Source organism: Achromobacter sp. Root170, from assembly GCF_001428165.1.
GTDB classification, from domain to species: Bacteria; Pseudomonadota; Gammaproteobacteria; order Burkholderiales; family Burkholderiaceae_B; genus Achromobacter; species Achromobacter mucicolens.
In genome coordinates this window covers 77,994-99,940 of record NZ_LMHN01000016.1, presented here as the reverse complement: position 1 = coordinate 99,940, position 21,947 = coordinate 77,994, and the positions used below count along the sequence as shown (strand labels likewise).

At 61.6% G+C, this 21,947-nt stretch carries 19 protein-coding genes and 1 tRNA gene; 13 read left to right on the top strand and 7 right to left on the bottom strand.

The genetic code is table 11. The features are described from left to right. The 5 genes from ASD87_RS18500 (at position 1) to ASD87_RS18480 (ending at position 7,122) form a co-directional block, all read left to right on the top strand. Entirely contained in the window at positions 1–2,856 is a 2,856-nt protein-coding gene (locus ASD87_RS18500) for a toxin VasX (protein WP_056324876.1), read from the top strand. Beyond that, positions 2,856–3,845 carry a hypothetical protein gene (locus ASD87_RS18495; RefSeq protein WP_056324873.1) on the top strand — a complete coding sequence of 330 codons (990 nt, stop codon included), beginning with the start codon at positions 2,856–2,858 and terminating at the stop codon, positions 3,843–3,845. Before ASD87_RS18500 ends, ASD87_RS18495 begins: the two co-directional genes overlap by 1 nt. Then, complete coding sequence (locus tag ASD87_RS18490) at positions 3,730–4,959, top strand: hypothetical protein (protein ID WP_156403468.1); 1,230 nt, start codon at positions 3,730–3,732, stop codon at positions 4,957–4,959. The genes ASD87_RS18495 and ASD87_RS18490 overlap by 116 nt, the downstream gene beginning before the upstream one ends. Then, positions 4,844–6,103: a hypothetical protein gene (locus ASD87_RS18485; RefSeq protein ID WP_156403467.1), complete on the top strand. Its 1,260-nt coding sequence runs from the start codon at positions 4,844–4,846 to the stop codon at positions 6,101–6,103. Before ASD87_RS18490 ends, ASD87_RS18485 begins: the two co-directional genes overlap by 116 nt. An 80-nt stretch (positions 6,104–6,183) precedes the next feature. Then, the gene (locus ASD87_RS18480; protein ID WP_056324865.1) at positions 6,184–7,122 is read left to right on the top strand and encodes a hypothetical protein; all 939 of its coding nucleotides are present in this window, start codon (positions 6,184–6,186) and stop codon (positions 7,120–7,122) included. Between the two features lie 26 nt (positions 7,123–7,148). Here ASD87_RS18480 and ASD87_RS18475 read toward each other — a convergent pair whose 3' ends face one another. Beyond that, positions 7,149–7,970 carry an IclR family transcriptional regulator gene (locus tag ASD87_RS18475; RefSeq protein WP_056324863.1) on the bottom strand — a complete coding sequence of 274 codons (822 nt, stop codon included), beginning with the start codon at positions 7,968–7,970 and terminating at the stop codon, positions 7,149–7,151. 405 nt (positions 7,971–8,375) lie between these two features. Here ASD87_RS18475 and ASD87_RS18470 point away from each other — a divergent pair, with 405 nt between their 5' ends. The 6 genes from ASD87_RS18470 (at position 8,376) to ASD87_RS26685 (ending at position 13,453) form a co-directional block, all read left to right on the top strand. After that, a complete protein-coding gene (locus tag ASD87_RS18470) occupies positions 8,376–9,383 on the top strand; it encodes a 2-dehydro-3-deoxygalactonokinase (RefSeq protein WP_056324861.1) in 1,008 nt (335 codons plus the stop codon). Positions 9,384–9,392: 9 nt separating this feature from the next. Further along, positions 9,393–10,046 carry a 2-dehydro-3-deoxy-6-phosphogalactonate aldolase gene (locus tag ASD87_RS18465; RefSeq protein WP_056324859.1) on the top strand — a complete coding sequence of 218 codons (654 nt, stop codon included), beginning with the start codon at positions 9,393–9,395 and terminating at the stop codon, positions 10,044–10,046. Next, entirely contained in the window at positions 10,043–11,191 is a 1,149-nt protein-coding gene (gene dgoD / locus ASD87_RS18460; protein WP_056324857.1) for a galactonate dehydratase, read from the top strand. Before ASD87_RS18465 ends, dgoD begins: the two co-directional genes overlap by 4 nt. Before the next feature lie 26 nt (positions 11,192–11,217). After that, complete coding sequence (locus ASD87_RS18455; RefSeq protein ID WP_056324855.1) at positions 11,218–12,528, top strand: MFS transporter; 1,311 nt, start codon at positions 11,218–11,220, stop codon at positions 12,526–12,528. A gap of 296 nt (positions 12,529–12,824) precedes the next feature. After that, positions 12,825–13,148: a type II toxin-antitoxin system RelE/ParE family toxin gene (locus ASD87_RS26690; protein WP_082586350.1), complete on the top strand. Its 324-nt coding sequence runs from the start codon at positions 12,825–12,827 to the stop codon at positions 13,146–13,148. After that, complete coding sequence (locus tag ASD87_RS26685; RefSeq protein WP_082586349.1) at positions 13,145–13,453, top strand: DNA-binding protein; 309 nt, start codon at positions 13,145–13,147, stop codon at positions 13,451–13,453. Before ASD87_RS26690 ends, ASD87_RS26685 begins: the two co-directional genes overlap by 4 nt. Before the next feature lie 22 nt (positions 13,454–13,475). On the opposite strand, the gene ASD87_RS18450 is transcribed toward ASD87_RS26685, so the two are convergent. From ASD87_RS18450 to htpG, 4 genes are all read right to left on the bottom strand, one after another. Next, on the bottom strand, positions 13,476–14,675 hold the full coding sequence (locus tag ASD87_RS18450; RefSeq protein ID WP_056324853.1) for an MFS transporter: 1,200 nt from the start codon (positions 14,673–14,675) through the stop codon (positions 13,476–13,478). Between the two features lie 188 nt (positions 14,676–14,863). Next, positions 14,864–16,129 (bottom strand): type II toxin-antitoxin system HipA family toxin, encoded by a 1,266-nt coding sequence (locus ASD87_RS18445; RefSeq protein WP_056324850.1) that lies wholly within the window; start codon positions 16,127–16,129, stop codon positions 14,864–14,866. Beyond that, on the bottom strand, positions 16,126–16,377 hold the full coding sequence (locus ASD87_RS18440) for a helix-turn-helix domain-containing protein (protein WP_056324848.1): 252 nt from the start codon (positions 16,375–16,377) through the stop codon (positions 16,126–16,128). Before ASD87_RS18440 ends, ASD87_RS18445 begins: the two co-directional genes overlap by 4 nt. Positions 16,378–16,615: 238 nt before the next feature. Then, complete coding sequence (htpG, locus tag ASD87_RS18435) at positions 16,616–18,514, bottom strand: molecular chaperone HtpG (protein ID WP_056324846.1); 1,899 nt, start codon at positions 18,512–18,514, stop codon at positions 16,616–16,618. A 208-nt stretch (positions 18,515–18,722) separates the two neighbouring features. Between htpG and ASD87_RS18430 the strand changes: the two genes are divergently transcribed. Beyond that, positions 18,723–20,114 carry a uracil-xanthine permease family protein gene (locus ASD87_RS18430; protein ID WP_056324844.1) on the top strand — a complete coding sequence of 464 codons (1,392 nt, stop codon included), beginning with the start codon at positions 18,723–18,725 and terminating at the stop codon, positions 20,112–20,114. A gap of 157 nt (positions 20,115–20,271) precedes the next feature. Beyond that, positions 20,272–20,356, top strand: a tRNA-Leu gene (locus ASD87_RS18425). Between the two features lie 45 nt (positions 20,357–20,401). On the opposite strand, the gene ASD87_RS18420 is transcribed toward ASD87_RS18425, so the two are convergent. Both ASD87_RS18420 and ASD87_RS18415 read right to left on the bottom strand, forming a co-directional pair. Next, a complete protein-coding gene (locus ASD87_RS18420) occupies positions 20,402–20,617 on the bottom strand; it encodes a hypothetical protein (RefSeq protein WP_156403465.1) in 216 nt (71 codons plus the stop codon). Between the two features lie 423 nt (positions 20,618–21,040). Beyond that, positions 21,041–21,763 (bottom strand): hypothetical protein, encoded by a 723-nt coding sequence (locus ASD87_RS18415; protein ID WP_056324839.1) that lies wholly within the window; start codon positions 21,761–21,763, stop codon positions 21,041–21,043. Positions 21,764–21,947: the final 184 nt, after the last annotated feature.

Sequence of the window (21,947 nt, the reverse complement as noted above, 5' to 3'; positions counted from 1 at the left end):
TTGACTGTCATTGCAAAGACCCCGCGAGAGCTTAGCGCCAGCACTACAAGCGACTCCTGCCAGTCAACGCGCAACTGTGCAAAAGTCATCCCATTCTTTCCGCTCCGCTACGCCGTCGCTCCCGCCGAGAAGGGCGGATACGCCTACAACCATCCCAATCTCGAAAACGGCTTCCCTGCATTGGACGGTGCCCAGTACGTTTTGCGCGGGCTCCGCGATGACGACGGCTACCTTTACATCCATGACCCGGACAACCGGGAACAGATTCTATGCTTCGTCTATCGCAGCACGGACGGCAGTACCAATGGGGGCCAACGCGGGCCAGCTAAATTCCAACGGCTTGAATTGGACGCCAAGTTTCGCGCCACGGCACTGGTCGGCGAGCTGCTGCCGTTCCCCTACATCCCAGCTAACGAGCACAAACCTGCACGGGTCTCGATCTGGTTTGCCGACACGTTGTTAAGTCCCCGCAAGCTCACCGCCTTTCTTGGCAATACGAACAACTTGCGAAGCGTGCTGGCCACAGAAGTAAATCTTGTGCCATGGTTGACCGCTTTCAAGGAAAACACCAACCCCGAGATCGCGCCATCCGTCAGACATACCATCCGGTTGGAGGACGTCACCTCGCAACAAGCGGTCGGTCTTGACGGAAATAACCTCCCCTGGTCTGAATACCCGCACGGCAGCCTCTTGCCTACAACGGCCGACATGAGCATGGCGCAGGGCCCAGGCAGTGCGCGGCTGGCGGTCGCCATTCATGATCCTGTCGGCTTGCTCAGCGAATTAAGCGCAATGATCGCGCCAGCGATCACCGCATGGGCCGAATACAACGCGTACTCGCAAAGAGCACTTTGGGTTTCGAAAGCGGCCGACTCGTTGCTGGACCCGCTTTACCGCAAGGCGTATGAAGACAGCTACAACGGCGACTTGGCAGTCCGTGGCTCGCGAGGGACATCGGCAACGGGCTACCCGCGACTGCGTGCGGTCGCCGAAGCCGAACGGGCTGGCAATGCGGCGCGCGACAAGCGCAGGAAGTTTCTGGATGATGACGCACGGCAAGAGTTTCTGAAGAATGACCTCGCGGCGCGCGAGCGGCTAATGAAATCCATCAGCCAGCGGACAGAACCACTTTGGAAATGGTGGAACTATGCAGGCGCGGGCTCCTGGGGACCCTCGCTCGCCTTGTATGACTTGGAGGACGATTTCAGTTTTCGAGCGATGCGCGGCGCGATTGCACGCTGTGTACTCGCCCTTGCCTACCATGAGAAAGGCAGCCAGGCTCTGGCCGACCAGTTGCTGGAACACGGACCAATTGGCGCGTTTTACTACGCGATGCTCGGCCATCCTGCCATTGCCCAATACGTGAACGCGACAGCCTTCGCGCAGACGACTGCCCAGGACAACAGCGACGTGGTCGTGAAGACAGCGTCTCTGAATTTGGACCAAGTGGCGAGCGCGGCCATGAAAGGACTGGAGGAACTATTCAAATCCGTTCCGCCCGACGCTGCCTCGCAACAGATCAGCCAGATTACGCTTGGGCTGCTAGGGAAGAAGGGACTGCTGGCCCCAGAGAGATTCCCCGGATCCCGCTATTCACGAATGCTCGAAGTGCTGGACGGAAGTATCGCATTGAGCGCTCCAGTGCTACTGGACGAAGTCCCCAACACGCTGAGACAAACCTTGCAAGTCAAGGGTTTGACGCCGTTTCGACGCACCAAGCTCAATGCGGTCATAAGTGAATCGATGCCGTTATTTGAGGCCCATGCGGCGAGCTCCAAGGAGACGGAACGAATTGAACACGTCCGCGGTTTGGAACGGCGAATATCCCTGTGGCACGGTCTGAAGCTGGGCGCAAGCACGCTTGGCATGTGGGGCAGCGCGGTCAACCTTTCAACCGCTATCAAGAGGCTTGGCCAGCACGACGGAGATGTCATCGCCAGGCTTCTGGATGTAGGTAATAACGCCGCGGGCACTGTCGCCAGCGGCTATGGTTTCCAGAGCGCAATGCAGTATGTCGCCATGCAAAGAGCCGTGATCCGAGCGAAGGGACTAGGCACAAGTGTCTCAAACGTCGCAACAACCCTGGCAGAGCGTCGGATGATCGGCGCATTGAGCGTGTCTGCTCTGGCGGGCGCACTTAAGGCGGGTGGCGATCAACTTGATGCCCGGGGCAAGGTTCGCACATACATAATCATTGACAGCCTTATGCAGTTTAGCGAAGCGGCAGTCGCCGCCGCTTATTTGTTTGGCGGAAAATGGGGCGAAATGTTTGGGATTGCGGCCCTCACTAAATTCTCATCCAGCCCACCCGGTCCCGTTGGGGTTGGACTGGTCGCCTTCGACGTCCTGCGGACACTGTGGGCAAGCTACGTCGAAGGGCAGAAATCCGAGCAAAAGGTTTGCGACTGGCTAGAACATTGCCTATGGGGCAATCATCCGCAGTGGGACTCAGCAAGCAAGGAACGCCTGGAGTTCACGCGCCTTCACCAGGAACCCCGCATCGAGTCAGACATGCTGTTCAACGAGAAACTCGGCAAAGCCACCATCCCGGTCATCGGACCGGTGCTGGTCAGTCTCATGCCTGTCCGCACCGTAACAGTCCTCCTCCCCGGTTGGCTCCCGCAGGCCAGCGCCTATGCGCTTACTCAATACAAGAACTTCAGCAGCCAAGGCAAGGAGCAAGGCTATGGGGATCCGAACAAAGAACGAGAATTCGGCGACCCAAGCAAGGTCAAGGTGGTCGACGGCGTGGGGTATCTCACTGTAGAGACGGCAACTCTCATCGGAGATACCGTGCTGACCTACTGGCCGAATGCCTTCAGTGATCCAGAAGTTTCCTTCACGGTAAAAAACTGATGGTCAGCACGAGAAAAGCGACGCCCAGCTTCCAGGAGGGCATTGAGATCTGGAAGAACCGGAGCGATACAGCGCCGATGGAGCCTGTCGATCTGGCAATGTGGCCGGGCGATGCGGAATTCAAGGACGACATTAGTGAGGGAACTTTGTTCAACGAGCGGTTCATTGAAAGCCGACTCGGTCGGGACGAGCTCCTTGATGACACTTATATGCTGTCGATGCTGCACACTTTTTGCTTTGTGACAGTGACAGCTTATGTCATCACAAACGCGGCGCTTTGGTACTTGTTCATACCGTATCTGTTGTTCAGTTCGCCATTCTTTCTGTCTTTCGGAGCCCTCACGCGAACGGGCGGCCGCGTGCGGTTTAACCGTCAAGCGCAGCTGGTGCAGACGATGGATGGGAAGGGAAACGTGGTGGCAGTACCCTGGCGTGATGTACAACCGTTTTTCCGACTGAAGGTGCCCGCCCGCGTCGAACTTCGATTAGGCTTTCCTCCCCCGCCGGATAACAAGGCAAAGGTCTACGAGCAAGACGGCGTCTTGTGGCTTGGCGGCGGCTTTGATGCCGTCGATGAGGTGCATACGCTATGTGCCGCGCTGCGATTCGAGTTCATACGCCGATACATGGAAGAAGGTCTTCATGCGATTCAGCCGACCGCCGATCTCCCTGCGTATAAAAAACCCTCTGGTCTGCCGCGAGACCCGTTCTTCTACTGGGTTGGACTTGGTCCCTTGATCGACCGGTGGGACGCCCACCATGCAGCCAAATTCAGATGGCCCGACGAAGTGGAGAGGCTCTGCGCCGAAGGGGCGGACCTGTCTGCCTACGACACCACACCTGTCGCCTCCAACAAGAACATCTTCTATCGCTATGACCGCCGCGCCGGCGGGCTTTACTTATGCGATCGCGATGGTGTCCGGCTGCCGCCGCTGTCCGGCGCAGACGCGCCGGATTCCGATCAGCGCACTCTCACAAACTCCCAGTAGCGCCCAAGGCGAGAATTTCGACCTCACCAGCCACAAGCCGCTGGCGCTTGGCACGAAATACCGACTGGATCTATCGGCAATGCGCCTTCGGCGAGCCGGACATCCTCTACAAGGTTACGAACTGATGGGCCGTAAAAGCAATTCTTCGCTCAGTTTTGAGGAAGGCATCAATCTCTGGAAGAAGCGTGGCGACACCGCGGAGATGGAGCCCGTAAATTTGGCGATGTGGCCAGGCGATGCCCAATTCGGAAACGATATTAGTGATAGCTTTTTATTCAACGACCGATTCATAGAAAGCCAGCTTCGTCAGGACGAGCTCCTCGATGACACGTATATGGTGTCGATGTGGCACACCTTTTGTTTCGTGTCGGTGGCAGCTTATATCATCACCAATGCCTCGCTATGGTATCTGGTCTTCCCGTATCTGTTGTTCAGTTCGTTTTTCTTTTTGTCGATGGCCGCTTTGGCTCGCCCGGGCGGCCGCATCCGGTTTAATCGCCAAGCGCAATTGGTGCAGACGGTCGATGGGAGCGGCAATGTGGTCTCCGTACCTTGGCGCGATGTGCAACCCTTTTTATGGCTGAGAATGCACGCCCGTGTCGGCCTCCGGCTGGGATTCCCCCCACCTCCCGACAACAAGGCCAATATCTACGAGCAAGATGGCGTCTTGTGGGTTGACGGGCGCTTTGATGCCCTCGATGACGGGCATGTTCTATTTGCAGCGCTTCGCTTCGAATTCATCCGCCGGTACATGGAAGAAGGTCTCGACGCGATTCAGCCGACCGCGGATCTGCCTGAGTACAAGAAGCCCTCGGGCATGCCGCGAGATCCGTTCTTTTATTGGGTTGGATTCGGCCCTTTGATCGACCGGTGGGCGGCCCACCATGCAGCCAAATTCAGATGGCCCGACGAAGTGGAGAGGCTCTGCGCCGAAGGGGCGGACCTGTCTGCCTACGACACCACACCAGTCGCCTCCAACAAGAACATCTTCTATCGCTATGACCGCCGCGCCGGCGGGCTTTACTTATGCGATCGCGATGGTGTCCGGCTGCCGCCGTTGTCCGGCGCAGACACGCCGGAATCCGCTCAGCGCACTCTCACAACCTCCCAGTAGCGCCCAAGCCAAGAATTTCAACCTCACCAGCCACAAGCCGCTGGCGCTTGGCACGAAATACCGACTGAATCTATCGGCAATGCGCCTTCGGCGAGCCGGACATCCTCTACAAGGTTACGAACTGATGGGCCGTAAAAGCAATTCTTCGCTCAGCTTTGAGGAAGGCATCAATCTCTGGAAGAAGCGTGGCGACACCGCGGAGATGGAGCCCGTAAATTTGGCCATGTGGCCAGGCGATGCCCAATTCGGAAACGATATTAGTGATAACGCTTTATTCAATGAGCGTTTCATTGAAAGCCAGCTCCGTCAGGACAAGCTCCTCGACGACACATATATGATGTCGATGTGGCACACCTTTTGTCTCGTGACGGTGGCAGCTAGCGTCATCACGAATGTCGAACGTTGGCCACTGATCTTCCCGTACCTCTTGTTCAGTTCGTTTTTCTTTTTGTCGATGGCCGCTTTGACTCGCCCGGGCGGCCGCATCCGGTTTAATCGCCAAGCGCAATTGGTGCAGACGGTCGATGGGAGCGGCAATGTGGTCTCCGTACCTTGGCGCGCTGTACAGCCCTTTTTCTGGCTAAGAATGCACGCCCGTGTCGGCCTCCGATTGGGATTCCCCCCACCTCCCGACAACAAGGCCAAGATCTACGAGCAAGACGGCGTCTTGTGGCTTGACGGGCGCTTTGATGCCCTCGATGACATGCGTGTTCCATCCGCAGCGCTTCGCTTCGAATTCATCCGCCGATACATGGAAGAAGGGCTTGAGGCGATTCAGCCGACCGCGGATCTGCCTGCGTACAAGAAGCCCTCGGGCATGCCGCGAGATCCCTTCTTTTATTGGGTGGGATTCGGCCCGTTGATCGACCGGTGGGCAGCTCACCACGCGGCGAAATTCCAATGGCCCGACGAAGTGGAGCGGCTCTGCGCCGAAGGGGCAGACCTGTCTGCTTACGACACCACACCTGTCGCCTCCAATAAGCACTTCTTCTATCGCTATGACCGTCTGGCTGGCGGCTTCTACCTGTGCGATTACAACGGTGCTCGGGTGCCTCCTTTAGCCCAACTCCTATCAGCCCCCCATCATCAATTTCCCATGGCTCTTGAGCCGAAAATTCCGACGTCGGCGGGCAATTGCCGCTAGCGTGTGCCAGGAAATACCGTCCGGATCTATCGAATCTGCGCCTTCAGCTCCCCGGACATTATCTACAAGGTTACGAACTGATGGGCCGTAAAAGCAATTCTTCGCTCAGTTTTGAGGAAGGCATCAATCTATGGAAGAAGCGTGGCGACACCGCGGAGATGGAGCCCGTAAATCTGGCCATGTGGCCAGGCGACGCCAAATTCGGAAACGACGTTGGCGATTCAACTTTATTCAACGAGCGATACATCGAAAGCCGTCTGGGCCAGGAAGAGCTTCTCGACAACACTTATCTGTTCTCCATTCTCCACACGCTCTACTGCGTGGTCGGGGCGGCGAGCTTCATTACTGAGCCGTCAAATTGGTTCTTCGCACTGCTTTATCCGGTGTTCAACGCGTTTTTCCTTTTGTCACTCGGCGCCTTGGCCCGACCGCCCCAGCGCATCTGGTACAACAGGCAAGCTCAGGTCGTGCAAACCATAGATGGCAAGAGCAACGTCGTTACGGTGCCATGGCATAGTGTTCGCGCTTTCTTGCGCTTCAAACCACCAGGCCGGGCCAAGCTGGACCTCGGATTTCCTGCTCCCCCCAACAACAAGGCCAAGGTTTACGAGCAAAAGGGCGTCTTGTGGCTCAACGGGGCTTTTGACGCCGTCGATGACACGCACGTTCTATTTGCGGCACGTCGCTTCGAATTCATCCGCCGATACATGGAAGAAGGGCTCGAGGCGATTCAGCCGACCGCGGATCTGCCTGCGTACAAGAAGCCCTCGGCCATGCCGCGAAATCCGTTCTTTTACTGGGTGGGATTCGGCCCGTTGATCGACCGGTGGGCAGCTCACCACGCGGCGAAATTCCAATGGCCCGACGAAGTGGAACGACTTTGTGCCGAAGGGGCAGACCTCTCTGCCTACGACACTACTCCCGTCGCGTCCAACAAGCACATCTTCTACCGCTATGATCGGCTCGCCGGCGGTTTTTACCTGTGCGATCAAGATGGTCTGCGGCTTCGTCCAAGATAGAACCTTCCCGCAAGCCGATCCCCCTCTCACCCCCGCTCCACCTTCCACCCCATCTCCGCCGAAATCCCCGCCGCCGCGCCCTGCACTTCCGGCACCATCTCGCGCATGCGCTCCAGCGACATATAAGGCACGGTGCTCGACACGCTGATCGCGGCCACGATGCCGCTGGAGGCATCGCGCACCGGCGCCGCCACGCAGCGGATCGAGGGCTCGTTGTCTTCCAGGTCGAACGCATAACCTTGCGACGCATAGTCGCGCATGCGGTCGCGGAACGCCTCCCATCCCTGCTGCCCGCCCGGCGCGCGGGATGAAACGGGCGCGCCCACGCGATGCAGCGATTTCCATTGCGATTCATCGGCGTCCAGCAGCAGCGCCTTGCCGACGCCGGTTGCGGCAAGCGGCATGCGGTGACCCACCCGCGAACGCATTTCCAATCCCTTCTTGCCCGGGATTTTTTCCAGATACAGCACGTCGTTGTTGTCGCGCACTGCCAGGTGAATCGTGTCGCCGGTCAGATCGGCCAGGCTGTCCAGATAAGGACGTGCCAGCGTCGCCAGCGGAAAAGCCTCGCGCGCCTGGAAGCCCAGCTCGATCAGCTTGGGGCCCAGCACGTAGCCCACGCCTGGCAACGCGCGCAGGTAGCGCTCTTGCACCAGACAACTCGCCAACCGGTGCGTGGTGCTGCGCGCCACGCCGATGCGCGCGCAGATCTCCTTCAGGTCGCGTGCGCCATCGGCCACGGCCTGCACCACGGCAAGGCCGCGCATCAGCGTCTGCGTGCCGGCGGGCGCGGCGGCATCGGGGTCCAGCGGGGCGGATGGCTCGGGGGGCAGTGTGGTGGCGGTCATGTTGCGAAGAGGGCGTTGCGGCGCGGCGGGACAGATCGGCAAGCATACCCGGCGCCGCGGCACGGATACGTGAGCAAAGCGGGAATCCAGGGCGCTTCGCCGGGCGAACAAGGCATGTCGCCTGTCCATACAAAGGCCATGTCAAAGGCAACGTCAAAAGCACTTCAAAAGCACTTCAAAAGCACTTCAAAAGCACTTCAAATTCCCTGTATGTGGGATTTAATTCTATATTTTGAGATTTTTCAAGCGCTGGACTAGAATTTTTGCCATTCGTGTGCTGCGCGTCTCCCGCGCGCGCACGGCAGATTTCAGACAACAAGGTCCGCGCCCCCTCGCCCGGTCCCGCGCCCCCCCAACGGCGCTGCGACGGCGCCCGATGCGCGGCCAGAGACGAGACAGACTCTGATGAATACCGGATCGCCCGCCCGTGCGGCTCTTATCGCGCTGGATTGGGGAACCTCTTCGCTGCGCGCTTACCGCCTGGATGCCACGGGCCGCACGCTCGATACGCGCCATCTGCCCTGGGGCATCATGCGCCTGCCGCAACCGCTGCAGGACGGCGCCGCCACCACCACGCTGTCCGGCTTCGAGCTGGCGTTTGAACAGGCTTGCGGCGACTGGCTGCGCGCCGAGCCCACCCTGCCCGTCATCGCCTGCGGCATGGTCGGCAGCGCGCAAGGCTGGAAGGAAGCCGCCTACCTGGACGTGCCCGTCGACCTGGAACGCATCGGCACACTGTTGACCGTGGTGGACCGCGCGGGCGGCACGCCGGTCCACATCGTGCCCGGCCTCATCCAGCGCCACGGCCTGCCCAACGTGATGCGCGGGGAAGAAACCCAGGTGTTCGGCGTGATGGCGGAAGAAGCCAACGTCAACGCCGACAGCGTGCTCATCGGACTGCCCGGCACGCACTCCAAGTGGGTCAACGCGCGCCGCGGCCGCGTCACTCACTTCGACACGTTCATGACCGGCGAGGTCTACGCGGCGCTGCGCGGCCACACCATTCTGGGCCGCACGATGGCGGACGCCGCCACCCCTGACCTGGGTGCCTTCGAGCGCGGCGTCAAGATCGCCGGCGCGCCAGCGGGCCGCGCGGGCGTCATGTCCACCATCTTCAGCACGCGCGCGCTGGGCCTGACCGGCGAACTGGCGCCCGAATCGCAGGCGGACTATCTGTCGGGCCTCCTGATCGGCCATGAAGTCGCCGCGCTGGCCGAGATGTTGCGCCAGCAGGGCGAATTGCCCCGCATCGTGCTGTGCGGCGACCCGGCGCTGTGCAAGCGCTACACCCTGGCCATGCAGCACTACGGCCTGGGCGTGCCCGAACAGGCGCAGAACGCGACCGAACGCGGGCTGTGGCACCTGGCAATCTGCGCCGGCCTCGTCATCCCCTCCACCCCGATCCCCGCCTAGGAACCTTCGATGAACCATCCCGGTCTCCAAACCGCCATGGCCCACTGCGGCCTGATCGCCATCCTGCGCGGCATCACGCCCGCCGAAGCCGAGCCCGTCGGGCAGGCGCTGTACGACGCAGGTTTCCGCCTGATCGAAGTGCCGCTCAATTCGCCGGATCCGCTGGACAGCATCCGCGCCATGCGCGCCGCGCTGCCCACCGACTGCCTCATCGGCGCCGGCACCGTTCTCAATCCCGACGACTGCGCGCGCATCCAGCAGGCGGGCGGCGAACTCATCGTCATGCCCCACAGCGACCCGGCGGTGATCCGTCAGGCCAAGAAACTGGGCATGGCGTCCTGCCCCGGCGTCGCCACGCCCACCGAAGCCTTCGCGGCGCTGGCCGCCGGCGCCGACGTGCTGAAGATGTTCCCGGCCGAGCAGCTGGGCCCCGCCGTGCTCAAGGCCTGGCGCGCCGTCATGCGCCCGCCGATCGCGCTGGTTCCCGTGGGCGGCATCACGCCCGACAACCTTTCCAATTACGCCCAGGCGGGCGCCAGCGGCTTCGGCCTGGGCTCCGCCTTGTACAAACCCGGCCTGTCGGCCGAAGCAACCGGCCAGAACGCGCGCGCTTTCGTCGCGGCCTGGCAACGCGCCTATCCTGCCCAGGAGACACAAGCATGAAGATCACCAAGCTCACCACCTACATCGTGCCGCCCCGGTGGTGCTTCCTGAAGATCGAGACGGACGAAGGCATCGTCGGCTGGGGTGAACCCGTCGTCGAAGGCCGCGCGCATTCGGTTGCGGCCGCCGTCGAGGAACTGTCGGACTACCTGATCGGCAAGGATCCCCGCAACATTGAAGACCACTGGACGGTCCTGTACCGCGGCGGCTTCTACCGCGGCGGCGCCATTCACATGAGCGCGCTGGCCGGCATCGACCAGGCGCTGTGGGACATCAAGGGCAAGCACCTTGGCGTACCCGTCTCGCAGCTCCTGGGCGGCAACGTGCGCGACCGCATCCGCGTGTACTCGTGGATCGGCGGCGACCGTCCCGCCGATACCGCCGCGGCCGCCAAGAGCGCCGTCGAGCGCGGCTTCACCGCCGTCAAGATGAACGGCACCGAAGAACTGCAGTACATCGACTCGTTCGACAAGGTCGAAAAGTGCCTGGAGAACGTTGCCGCCGTGCGCGACGCCGTCGGCCCGAACGTGGGCATCGGCGTGGACTTCCATGGCCGCGTCCACAAGCCCATGGCCAAGGTGCTGATGAAGGAACTTGATCCGTTCAAGCTCATGTTCATCGAAGAGCCCGTGCTGAGCGAACACTACGAAGCGCTGAAGGAACTGGCGCCGCTGACGTCCACGCCCATCGCGCTGGGCGAGCGCCTGTTCTCGCGCTGGGACTTCAAGCGCGTGCTGTCCGAAGGCTACGTCGACATCATCCAGCCCGACCCGTCGCACGCCGGCGGCATCACCGAGACCCGCAAGATCGCCGCGATGGCCGAAGCCTACGACGTCGCGCTGGCGCTGCATTGCCCGCTCGGCCCCATCGCGCTGGCCACCTGCCTGCAGATCGACGCCGGCTGCTACAACGCGTTCATCCAGGAACAGAGCCTGGGCATTCACTACAACGCCGCCAACGACCTGCTCGACTACGTCAGCAACCGCGAGGTCTTTGCCTACGAGGACGGCATGGTCGCGATCCCGCAAGGTCCCGGCCTGGGCATCGACGTGAACGAGGAATACGTCAAGGAACGCGCGGCAGTGGGTCACCGCTGGCGCAACCCCATCTGGCGCCACGCCGACGGCAGCTTCGCCGAATGGTAAGCCGATAAAAGAGAGAGGAGACACCATTGTCCACCGCCGCCCACACCGGCCTGCAGAGCGCCCAGCGCCCGACCCGCAGCCGCTACATCATCATGGTGATGCTGTTCATCACCGTCGTCATCAACTACCTGGACCGCAGCAACCTGTCCATCGCCGCACCCGCCCTCAAGGACGAGTTCGGCCTGGACACCTGGCATGAAGGCCTGATCCTGTCGGCCTTCGGCTGGACCTACGCCGCCATGCAGATCCCCGGCGGCTGGCTGGTGGACCGCGTGTCCCCCCGCGTGCTGTACGCCGCCGCGCTGATCCTGTGGTCCGCGGCCACGTTCTTCATGGGCTTTGCCGGCAGCTTCGTCATCCTGTTCGTCCTGCGCCTGGCCGTGGGCGCGCTGGAGGCCCCGGCCTACCCCATCAACAACCGCGTCGTCACGACCTGGTTCCCTGAACGCGAACGCGCCACCGCCATTGGCTTCTACACGTCCGGCCAGTTCGTCGGCCTGGCATTCCTGACGCCGGTGCTGGCCTGGCTGCAGCACCACTACGGCTGGCACATGGTGTTCGTCAGCACGGGCCTCCTGGGCATCATCTGGGGCGTGCTGTGGTTCATGATCTACCGCGAACCGCGCCAGTTCAAAGGCGCCAACGCGGCCGAGATCGAACTGATCCAGCAAGGCGGCGGCGTCGTCGACCTGGACACGCGCGTGCGCGAAAAGAAGGCCCCGTTCAACTGGAACGACCTGGGTTTGGTCATGAGCAAGCGCAAGCTGTGGGGCGTGTACCTCGGCCAGTTCTGCCTGACCTCCACGCTGTGGTTCTTCCTGACGTGGTTCCCCACGTACCTGGTCAAGTACCGCGGCATGGACTTCATCAAGTCCGGCTTCCTGGCGTCGGTACCGTTCCTGGCGGCCTTCATCGGCGTGCTGTGCTCGGGCGTCCTATCCGACTTCCTGATCCGCCGCGGCGCCACCGTCGGCATGGCGCGCAAGCTGCCCATCATCTTGGGCCTCTTGATCTCCACGTCCATGATCGGCGCGAACTTCACGGATTCCACGCCCTGGGTCATCTTCTTCCTGGCCGTCGCGTTCTTTGGCAACGGCCTGGCGTCGATCACGTGGTCGCTGGTCTCGACACTGGCGCCTGTGCGCTTGTTGGGCCTGACCGGCGGCGTATTCAACTTCGTCGGCAACCTGTCGTCGATCTGCACGCCCATCGTCATCGGCTTGCTGGTGTCCAAGGACAGCTTTGCGCCGGCGATCGTGTATGTATCGTCGCTGGCGTTGCTGGGTGCGCTGTCGTATATCTTGCTGGTCGGTAAGGTGGAGCGGATCGAGGCTTGAGGACTTGGCCTGGGTTTGAACCCTGGCTTTGAATGAAGGGGCGTCCTGCGGGACGCCCTTTTTTCTTGTCGATCCCAATACGTCCTGTTTCGTCCTTCACCCAGACACAAACGACATCGTCCCCTTCCGCGCGCTCGGCCGCCGGCGTGATGAATCCATCACGCACCTCCATTGCGCCGCTCCTTTCGTTCGCCGGATCATCCGTTAGCTCGCAGCCCCTTTGCGAGGAGATGAAGAGACACGGAGTCAGCGCCCCATACGGCTTGACTTTAATTCGTCAATAAACGAATATCCGCATGGTCGAAATCGAACATTACCTGGCCCCTGATGGGCATACGAATCCTTATCTCGATTGGCTGAACAGTCTGCGAGATAACCGCATCAAGGTCGCCGTCATACGGCGAGTTGCACGAATTGAACTCGGCAATTTCGGTGACCACCGCTTTTGCCGCGATGGCATCTGGGAGCTGCGCATCGACATGGGGCCCGGCTACCGCCTTTACTACACACTGGTGAGGCGCCGGGTCATACTGCTTCTATGTGGCGGCGACAAAAACACCCAATCGGCGGATCTTGCGTGCGCCGTCCGCTATCGCACAGACTGGGAACAAAGACCATGAAAAGCAGATCACACGACGAGGCGATGGCCGAGCTGTACCGCAATGATCCCGGACTGGCCGCGGACCTGATCAACAGCGTTCTGGAAGATGGGGATCAGGCAGAGCTGCTCATCGCGCTGCGTCAACTTACCCAGGCCTTCGGCGGCGTTCAAACCGTGGCATCCACGGCGCGATTGAACCCCACTCAGCTATATCGCACACTCTCCCCAAGTGGAAATCCCGGTCTTAGTAGCCTCACAGCCATCCTGAAGGCAATGGGATTGCGATTGGCCGTACAACCGTTGGAGCGGCGGCAACTCAACTAGCAGTGTCCGGCCATGGATAACCTCAGCAGCCCTGCATCGCCACCTTACGCCGGCGCACATTCCCGGCGCGCTGCACCAGCACCAGCGCCAGGCCAGCCGTTGCAATCAGCGCGCCGGCAATCGGCACCGCCGCGTAGCCCATGCCCGCCGAGATCACCGCGCCCCCGGCCGCCGCGCCCACCGCGTTGCCCAGGTTGAACGCACCCACGTTCATCGACGAGGCCAGCCCCGGCGCATCCGTCGCGGCGCGCATCACGCCCATTTGCAGCGGCGGCACCACCGCGAACGTCGCGATGCCGAAGATCAGGAGCGCGATCGCCGCACCGACCGGCGTCGAGGCCAGCCACGGGAACGCCAACAGGTCCCCAATCACCAGCACCAGAAAGAAAATCAGCGTGCCATCGAGCGAGCGGTCGGCCATTCGCCCGCCCACGCCGTTGCCCAGCGTGAAGCCCAGACCGATCAGCACCAGCATGCCCGTCACGAAAGCCGGCGACGCGCCCGTGATCTCGGCCAGGGTCGGCGCGATGTATGTGTACAGCGTGAACATCGCGCCCGCGCCCAGCACCGTCGTCAGCAGGGCCAGCAACACGGCGGGGCTGCGCAGCACCGCCAGTTCATGACGCACGTTGGGACGACGCCCGGCCTCACCCGCAGGCAGCGCCAGCCACAGCGACAGCATTGCGATCAGGCCCAGAACCGCCGTCGCAAAGAACGACATCCGCCAGCCGATCGTCTGCCCTAGCCACGTCGCGGCCGGCACCCCGCCCACGTTGGCGATGGTCAGCCCCATGAACATCGTCGCGACCGCGCTGGCCTGCTTGTGGCGCGGCACCACGCTGGCGGCCACCAGCGAGCCCAGGCCGAAGAACGCGCCGTGGTTCAGGCTGGTCACCAGGCGGGCCAGCAACAGCGTCGTGTAGTTGGGCGACAGCGCCGACAGGACGTTGCCAATGGTGAAGATCGCCATCAGCAGGATCAGCGCCTTGCGCCGCGACCAGCGCGAGAACGCCAGCGTCATCAGCGGCGCGCCGATCATGACGCCGATGGCGTAGGCGCTGACCAGCATGCCCGCGCTGGGGATGGACACGTTCACCCCCTCGGCGATGACGGGCAACAGGCCCATGGGAGAAAACTCGGTCACGCCGATGCCAAACGCACCGACGGCAAGCGCCAACAACGGCGGGCCGGCCTTCACCGGCTGGGTTTCTTGGGGATTCATGCAAGTTCCTTGGGTTCGACGGCGCCGGCAGGACGTTCCTGGGGCGCGCCCGGCCTGAAATGGCCGGCGCATCGGATAGCGTGCAGTATGACCGCCGGATCCTTGCAGAAAAAGGCGTCTGGCGGGCAAACACTTTTGACTTCAGGTCATTAATCAGCGGATGTCGAACCCGGCACCTGGGCGCGCCGTCAGGGATGCAGTCCCCAGCGCTTTGCGTGCTTGCGCGTGTTGGTCGTGATCCATCGCGTCAGCCGCTCCAGAAGCGTCCGTTCTGTTCCCAACCGTGCTTCGTCCCACAAACGAGCCTTGACCTGGGCCAGCGCGTCCGGCAATGCGCCGACAAGGGATTGCGCCACGGCAGCAACATAGCGCGGGTTAAATCCCAGATCGCTCGCCATGGCATCGAGTTGTTCCTTGCCTATGGCGCCCGGCTTGTCTTCCCCGCCAATGGCAAATGCAAACCGCGCGCTCAACCCCGGGTAAATTGCCGTGCACATCAAGTCGTAGAACGGCGCAAGGACGTATTTCCCGTCGCCATCCAGAAGCACGGAGAGATTCTTTGCGTGGCTGTCGTTGTTGCCCACCATCAGGTTGAACAGAATCCACTGCAAAAAACGCTTTACGTCCGGACCACCGACACCCGTCGCCGCCAGCAACTTGCGGCAATCCAACAGCGTCGGACCGCCATCCGATTCGTACTTCACGTTCGAAGGCCTGCCCGCCAACTGGCACAGGTCCAGCTGATGCAGTCGCCGTAAACCGCCCAGTCCGTCCGGCATGCGGTCGTAACGCTGAATCAGACACGCGCGCGTTTCCGGTTGGTAAACGGCTTGCGCAACGCCCAACCCAAGTGCTGCCGCCAGTTGCATGACCAGCGCCTCGTTCAGGGCCGATGCCCACACCCCATCCAGTCCGCGAATATCCGGCTTGAGGATGTGAGTGGAGGGGGCCGCACCCTCCGGCAGTGCGGGCGAACCGTCAGGCATGACCGTCAGCAGAAGCTTGTCCTGCGCCCCCGCGAGCGAGATCCGCGTGCCTTCAACGTTCTCGGCCACCAGCGCCGGCACGCCTGCCTGCTGCAGACACGCAGCGATTTCCGGCCAAGTCACGGGTCGATAATGTGCGGGCTGGGGAACTTCCCCCCGCGGCAAAATCGTCAAACCGCTCGCGGTGTCGCCGCCGACGCTGCGCAGCAATCCGAACACCGTCGTCGCATGCCGGCTGGCTTGCAGAAACTTGCGCACGTGGCCTTCGGGCAGCAGGTTCTCGAAGAAGGCGTGGACGGCTTCAGTGGATTGATCACCTTGCACAAGCGGTATCGACGGCGAGATTGGACGGGCGTCCGGGTGCGCGATCCACGCGTCGTCATACGCGAAGCGCAGGGGCTGCTCGTCGAACAGGCGCCCGACCTTCTGGCCATCCCGGTAGAGATCGAGCGCGTCTACGTTGCTCATGGCAGCCTCGCGCGCTTGGGTGCGATCTGCACCTCCAGCCCGAGCAGATCCAGCGCATCCAACACCTTCTGCAACTGCAGCGTCGGCTTGCCTCGCTCCAGGTCCACCACGAAGCGATTGCCGGTCCCGGACAGGCCAGCCAGATCCGCTTGCAGCAACCCCTGGGACCGCCGGACGGCTCTTACCAGTTCGCCCACTTCGGCCGAGGTTTGCACCGTCACGGGAAACGCGTCGACGTTCGAAGCCATCGCCACCTCCATTTTTACCGTTCGGGAATTTTAGCTAGGTTTGAGCGCATTTGGGTCTTGTTTTTCCCGATCGGGAAGTTTTTGCAAAATATTCAAAGAAAACGCATTGATATTACCGATCGGGAATTTTTCAACCTGTTTTGCCTGCCTCAGCCACAAAAATTACCGATCGGGAAGCAAAGCTCCCTACAAACAAAAAGGGCGTCCTCCCGGACGCCCTCTATTCACCCCAACGCGCCTACTTCAACAGCAACGCGTTCAAGCGCTTCACGAACGCCGCCGGGTCCGCAATCTGCGCCCCCTCGGCCAGCAGCGCCTGATCCAGCAGCAGACGCGCCCACTGATCGAACTCGCTGTCGTCAGCCGCACGGATACGCGCCAGCAGCGGGTGCTCGGGGTTGATCTCCAGCACCGGCTTCACGTTCGGCGCTTCCTGGCCCGCGGCCTTCAGCATGCGCAGCAGGTGCGGGCTGAGTTCGTTCTGGCCCACGACCACGCACGCCGGCGAATCCACCAGGCGCAGCGTCACGCGCACTTCCTTGACCTGGTCTTCCAGCGTCTTTTGCAGGCGCTCGACCAGCGGCTTGAAGTCCTCGGCCACTTCGGCTTGGTGCTTCTTTTCTTCCTCGTCGGCCAGCTCCGCCAGATCGAGGCCGCCCTTGGCCACCGACACCAACGACTTGCCGTCGAACTCGCGCAGGTACGACAGCATCCACTCGTCAACGCGATCCGACAGCAGCAGGACCTCGATGCCCTTCTTGCGGAAGATTTCCAGATGCGGGCTGTTGCTGGCCGCGGCGAACGTGTCGGCCGTGACGTAATAGATCTTGTCCTGGCCTTCCTTCATGCGCGACACGTAGTCGGCAAACGACACCGTCTGCGCCTGATCGCCCGAGTTCGTCGACGCAAAACGCATCAGCTTGGCAATGCGCTCCAGGTTGGCCGCGTCTTCGCCCGCGCCTTCCTTCAGCACCTGGCCAAATTCCGACCAGAACGTTGCGTAGTCTTCCGGCTTGTTCTCGGCCAGGTCTTCCAGCAGAGACAGGATGCGCTTGGCCGAGCCCTCGCGGATGGCGCGCACGTCGCGGCTTTCCTGCAGGATCTCGCGCGACACGTTCAGCGGTAGGTCCGCCGAATCGATCACGCCGCGCACAAAGCGCAGGTACGACGGCAACAGCTGATCGGCGTCGTCCATGATGAAGACGCGCTTGACGTACAGCTTCACGCCGTGGCGGCCGTCGCGGTCCCACATGTCCATGGGCGCGTGCTTGGGCACGTACAGCAGTTGCGTGTACTCGCTGCGGCCTTCGACGCGGTTGTGCGTCCAGGCCAGCGGGTCGTCATAGTCGTGCGAAACCGTCTTGTAGAACTCGCGGTACTGCTCTTCCGTCACCTCGGACTTGTTGCGGGCCCACAGCGCATTCGCCTGGTTCACCGTCTCCAGTTCGTCGGTCTTGACCTGCTCGCCCTTCTCTTGATCCCACTCTTCCTTGGCCATGCGGATCGGCAGCGAGATGTGGTCGGAGTAGCGGCGCAGGATCTCGCGCAGCTTCCAGCCGTTCAGCAGCTCGTCCTCGTCGGCGCGCAGGTGCAGCGTCACGTCCGTGCCGCGGCCGGCCTTTTCAGCGGCGGCAATCGTGAACTCGCCTTGGCCGTCCGATTCCCACTGGATCGCTTCCGTCGAACCGGCGCGGCGGCTCACCACCGTGACCTTGTCCGCCACGATGAACGACGAATAAAAGCCCACGCCGAACTGGCCGATGAGCTGCGCATCCTTCTGCTTGTCGCCGGTCAGTTGCGAGAAGAACTCGCGCGTGCCCGAGCGGGCGATCGTGCCCAGGTTGGCCACCGCCTCGTCGCGCGACAGGCCGATGCCGTTGTCAGAAATCGTGATCGTGCGGGCGGCCTTGTCGTAGCTGACCGTGATGGCCAGTTCGCCGTTGCCTTCCAGCAACTCCGGCTGGTCGATGGCCTCGAAGCGCAGCTTGTCGCAGGCGTCCGACGCGTTCGACACCAGCTCGCGCAGGAAGATTTCCTTGTTGCTGTACAGCGAATGGATCATCAGATGAAGCAGCTGCTTCACCTCGGCCTGGAACCCCAGGGTTTCGGACGCGGAATTCGTGGCGGTTTGGCTCATAGTTCTACGTGGCTCGGAAAATAAATTAGGGACAAATATCCGGCGGCTAGGGCGATGCGCCTGCGCAGGCGCCGGGAAACCCTACTGATGTGGGGGCCAATGGGAACTTTTCAAGGCCGGGGTGGCGGCCCTGCAACCTGACAACCGGCTGGCCCCGTTAAAATCCCGCACTTTTCTCACCTCCCCCTCCCCGGCCGGCCCTCCCGCCATGCAACCCGCCTCCCTCTCCCAACCCGCCCCCCACGGTGCGCCCGACGACGCCGACGCCCCCCACGACCTGGTCTACGGCCCCGACGACCGCCCCGCGCCGCCCGTCGCCTTCGTCGCCGCCCTGCAGCATCTGCTGGCCATCCTGGTCCCCATCGTCACCCCCGGGCTGCTCATCTGCCAGGCGCTGGGCGTCAGCAGCCGCGACACCACCCTGATCGTTTCCATGTCGCTGGTCATCTCCGGCATCGCAACGTACGTCCAGTGCAAGCGCTTCGGCCCCCTGGGCGCCGGCCTGCTCATCGTGCAGGGCACCAGCTTCAACTTCGTGGGCCCGCTGATCGCCGGCGGCTCGGTCATGGTCAAGCAAGGCACGCCGGTCGAAGCCGTCATGGCCGCCATCTTCGGCGTCGTCATCGCCGGCTCCTTCGTCGAAATGGGCATCAGCCGCATCCTGCCCTTCGTCAAACGCCTCATCACCCCGCTCGTCACCGGCATCGTCGTGCTGCTGATCGGCCTGACCCTCATCAAGGTCGGCCTCATCAGCATGGGCGGCGGCTTCGGCGCCATGGCCAACGGCACCTTCGCCAGCGCCGAGAACCTGACCCTGTCCGGCCTCGTCCTGGGCACCATCATCCTGCTCAACCGCGTCCCGGTCGTCTGGATCCGCAGCACCGCGCTGGTGCTGGCGCTGGCCGTCGGCTACCTCGCCGCCGCCTACATGGGCCGCCTGGACTTCACCGGCGCCCGCGAAGCCGCCCTCTTCCAGGTGCCGGTCCCCCTGCACTTCGGCCTGGGCTTCTCGTGGGCCTTGTTCGTGCCGATGCTGATCATCTACCTGGTCACGTCCCTGGAAGCCATCGGCGACGTCACCGCCACCAGCAAGGTATCGAAGCAGCCGGTTGAAGGTCCCCTGTGGATGCAGCGCATCAAAGGCGGCGTCCTGGTCAACGGTGCAAACTCGCTGCTGGCCGGCGTTTTCAACACGTTCCCCAGCTCGGTATTCGCGCAGAACAACGGCGTCATCCAGCTGACCGGCATCGCCAGCCGTCATGTCGGCGTGTGGATTGCCGGCATGCTGATCCTGCTGGGCCTGTTCCCGGTCGTGGCCGGCGTCCTGCAAGCCGTGCCCGAACCCGTCCTGGGCGGCGCAGCCATGGTGATGTTCGGCGCCGTGGCCGCGTCCGGGATCAACATCCTGGCGGGCATCCAGCTGGACCGTCGTGCGCTGCTCATCATCGCCGTGTCTTTGGCGCTGGGATTGGGAGTGTCGCAAGTGCCGGAAATCCTGTCGCACCTGCCGCACTCGGTGAAGAGCGTCCTGGAATCGGGCGTCGCCACCGGCGGGATTTGCGCGCTGGTGATGAACTGGTTCCTGCCTGAGAAGAAGTAAGGATCGATGGGGTGCGCGTCGGGGGTATGCTGCCCCTGGCCAGCCCCCTGAACGGCAGGGCCGCCCGGCCCTCGCCTGACAAGATGCCAAAGACCGCATATAATCGCGGTCTTCGCATCTCCCGCAGCCGTCATTTGGACGCGCTCGCGACCCCCTAGCCCGGGTGGTGAAATTGGTAGACGCAGGGGACTCAAAATCCCCCGCCGCAAGGCGTGCCGGTTCGATTCCGGCCCCGGGCACCATCAAAATCAGTACTTCCTTCAGTATGCTGACGACGAGTTCGAACGTCAGTCGGCGACTCGCCTCATAGGCATCACTGCCAGGTTCTCAATCGAAAGCGCAGGCTGGAACCAGGCTCTCAGCTCGAAGCGATCCTCGAGCCGCCTTTTCGCCCGAAGAATAAATTCTGTAAATTCAAAGGCGGTTTCGTGCATAGTCTTTCTTACGAAGACATTCAAATGGCACTGACCTGCGTTCGTTTTGGTCATGTCGGACAGCGCCAATATGTTCTCCGAAATCTTACCCGCGTCTCCGATCGAAATTCGCGATGAAGGGCTCGTGATCATCTTCGGATAAGTGGAAGCTCAGGCCTCGAACTTCGTAGTGACTTTCTGGTAATTCCTTGTGATAGACGGCCGAGTATTGATCGCCCCGGAGTAAGCCGGCAACGGCTGTTGAGAAACTGCGTGGTGTGAGTACAGGCATCGCTGTCGCCTTCGCGGCATCGGTTAGCAGAACGTCGCCTACTCGGTTCATCAGGTGCTCGCACGGGCCGCTTCGGACAGGTTCTAGAGTGATCGATGCCTGGATCAGGCTTATACGCTAGTGCTTGGTATAGGCACACTCTTTCATCGCACAGTTAGAAGCTCCCGTGGCGGTAAGTGGTTTGTTAGACCGTTCGGCCATCCCCACCAGAATTTTGAGCTTTAACTGAATTCGCGTTGAGGCTTTCTAACCATGCGTCCCAGCGCTTTCCGAATGAATCGCCCTTTGTACGTCGGTACCCAATCCGCGGCGGTCAACTGTAGAGCTCGGAGCTCCGACTCGACGGCCCGCACAGCCTGATGGAGGTGAATTGAACGCCCGTCGTCATACTGCGCAAGAATTATGCTCTCTTGGCTTCTATGTTGAAGAATCTGGGTCAACTGGTCCGCGATGGACATTGCGAGCGTCAAAGCTCTTCCGCTGGGGAATGCATAGAACGGAGCTTCTTGCAGTCGCCTCAGCAAAAAATTCGGGCCGACCCGGTTGTCATTTGAATAGACCCAACTATGCCCATCCTTTATGCGATCAAGCAATCGCTCGGCAATTATCGTAAAGCTCGCTACATTTCGATAAAACTCATCGTCAAGTTCATCCGCCCGAGCTCCAATTTGGCTGTGCCCTTGCAACCACATGAAGAGCGTCGTGACCCCTAAGGCTCCGAGGGCGATCAAGCCTTGCATCCAACTTGCCAACTGCTTTTCGTCTGACCTCATGGAATCGGAGATCAATTCCAGCAGCAACCCACCATAAAGCGTCATGGCCAGGAGCACCGTCGCGAGCATTAAGAGGGTCACCAACTCGTGAACCCGCCGCCTAGAGCGTCTTGGCTGCCGGACAAAAATTCCACCGCCGCTCATCTTATCGGCCGGATCGCCTCTCGTCATGTTCGCTACGTCCTCGCAAGATCGGTCGATCAAATCATAATAGTTAACGGCCCTTTTTAAACGCGAGTGTGGAGCTCTTTCTTCGGCCTAATCTCCGGTTTTGCAGATGCGATCACGCGCTCAACCTTGATAACGAACCTACCTTCGCGCATCTCCACAACGGCGCTCGATATCTCTCAGAAAT